Source organism: Coprococcus intestinihominis (genome assembly GCF_040096555.1).
Taxonomy (GTDB): domain Bacteria; phylum Bacillota; class Clostridia; order Lachnospirales; family Lachnospiraceae; genus Coprococcus_A; species Coprococcus_A intestinihominis.
This window is the reverse complement of sequence record NZ_JBBMEK010000362.1, coordinates 1-2,403: the sequence shown is the minus strand read 5'-3', so window position 1 is coordinate 2,403 and position 2,403 is coordinate 1. Positions and strand designations below refer to the sequence as shown.

Here is a 2,403-nt window from a genome sequence, read left to right as displayed (position 1 = left end):
GGCATCTGCCCAAGCTCAGGCGGATATGCAGGTGAAGGCAGAGAAGAAGGAAGAACCGGCCAAGGAGGCGGGGTTTGTAGCCGTTTCCATGGGTGATGGTATGAAGAAAATTTTCCAGGAGCTTGGTGTGGATGAAATTATCGAAGGCGGACAGACCATGAATCCGAGTACAGCGGATATTCTGGATGCTGTTGAGCGTGTGAATGCGAAGACTGTTTTTGTGCTCCCTAATAATAAAAACATTATTCTTGCAGCACAGCAGGCCAAAGATCTGGTTGAAGGCAAGACAGTTGTTGTGATCCCTTCCAAAACAGTTCCTCAGGGTATTACAGCTGTGATTAATTACATCAACGGCAGTTCAGCAGAAGAAAATGAAGCGGCAATGAATGAAGAGATGCAGCGTGTCAAGAGCGGTCAGATTACTTATGCAGTCAGAGATACGGTTATTGATGACAAGACCATCAAAGAAGGCAACATTATGGGCCTTGGTGATGATGGCCTTCTGGCAGTAGGTGAAGATATTGCAGAGACAACGATGGCAACAATTGCAGCGCTGGTCGATGAAGACAGTGAGATTATCAGTATTTATTATGGTGAAGATGTGTCTGAGGAAGAGGCAGAAGAACTGACAGAGAAGCTTGAGGAGGCTTATCCGGATTGCGAAGTCGAACTGAATCAGGGTGGACAGCCAATTTATTATTACGTTGTTTCTGTTGAATAAAAGCGATGCTTCATTAGATTATAATTCACGATGAAACAGCCTGAGTGACTGCTGCAGCGAGAACTGCAGCAGTCATTTGTGCTATATGGATATGAAGATGATGAGGATTGCGAGAGTGCAAAGTACGTAGCAATCTGGTATCAAAGGGATCAAAATACCTTTTGACCCCAACATCATATGAATGAGAACGGAGAGGATGAGAACAGATGAATCCTGGGGACAGAATTTCAACAATCAAAGGGATCGGTGCAAAAACAGAAAGTCATCTGGCGCGCATCGGCATTTATACAGTGGGGGATATGGCAGAGCATTACCCAAGAGAATATCATGCCTATGACACACCGGTTTCTATAGAGAATACAGAATATGACAATCGCAGACAGAGCGGGTACCGGGTGATTTTTTCTGAAACTCCGAAATTGCTGAAACGCGGCAGAACACCTATTGTATCGGTGATGCTGCATGCAGGCAATGCTTCTGTGCAGGCGGTCTGGTATCACAGCCCTTATGTACGGCAGCAGCTGAAACCGGGATGTACAGTTATTCTCTATGGAAAGATTACAAGTAAAGGAAGCCGCAGAATGCTGGATCATCCGGATATTTATACAGAAGATCAGTATGCGCTGCTACAAAAAAGTCTTCAGCCGGTGTATGGTCTGACGGAAGGACTGACCCAGAATTTCTTTATGAAGACAATGCATAGTATTCTGGACAGCGGTCTGCTACTGCCGGATCCTCTGCCAGCGGATATTCGCAGACAGTATCAGCTTTCAGAATACAATTATGCCTTGAGACAGATTCATTTTCCAGAAAATGAAGAGGCATGTCGGATGGCGAGAAAAAGACTGGTTTTTGATGAATTTCTTGTTTTTGCATTGTCGGTGAAGCAGTTGAAAAAAGAAAATCATCAGATAGAGAATCATTATCAGATTCAGGAATCGGCGGCAGTTTCTCAGCTGATCGCATCATTGCCGTATCATCTGACAAAGGCGCAGCTGAGGGTCTGGCATGAAATCGAAGAAGATATGAAGAGCCCGGTCGTTATGAACCGGCTTGTTCAGGGAGATGTGGGCTCAGGGAAGACGATGATCGCAGCATTGGCGATGTTTGCGGCAGCGAAGGCAGGATTTCAGAGCTGTATGATGGCACCGACGGAAGTGCTTGCCAGACAGCACTATGAGAACCTGCAGGCATTGTATGCACCATTTGGTATAGAAACGGTTCTGCTGACCGGATCTATGACGGCGGCTGCCAAAAGGAAGACGTACAGCCGGATTGAAAATCATGAAGCAGATGTCATCATCGGTACTCAGGCACTCTTTCAGGAAAAGGCTGTATATGATAAGCTGGCATTGATCGTGACAGATGAACAGCACCGCTTTGGCGTCAGACAGCGGGAACAGCTGGCGATGAAAAGCAATGGTGGGGAGCCGCATGTGTTGGTTATGAGCGCAACGCCGATCCCGAGAACATTGGCGATCATTCTTTACAGCGATTTGGATATTTCAGTGGTGGATGAGAAGCCGGCGAACAGACTGCCAATCAAAAACTGTGTGGTAGGCACTTCCTACCGGCCGACAGCCTATCGATTTCTTGAGCAGCAGATCAGACAGGGACATCAGGTTTACGTGGTCTGTCCGATGGTTGAAGAGAGCGAGAATATTGAGGCGGAAAATGTCCAG

Annotated in this window: 2 protein-coding genes; both read left to right on the top strand. The window is 46.6% G+C overall.

Annotated features, from left to right (window positions below; all coding sequences use genetic code 11):
- The coding region (locus tag WMO25_RS17145; protein WP_494337447.1) for a DAK2 domain-containing protein at positions 1-721 on the top strand (721 nt) is incomplete at its 5' end.
- Between the two features lie 206 nt (positions 722-927).
- On the top strand, positions 928-2,403 hold a 1,476-nt coding region (locus WMO25_RS17140; protein WP_349086378.1), incomplete at its 3' end, for an ATP-dependent DNA helicase RecG.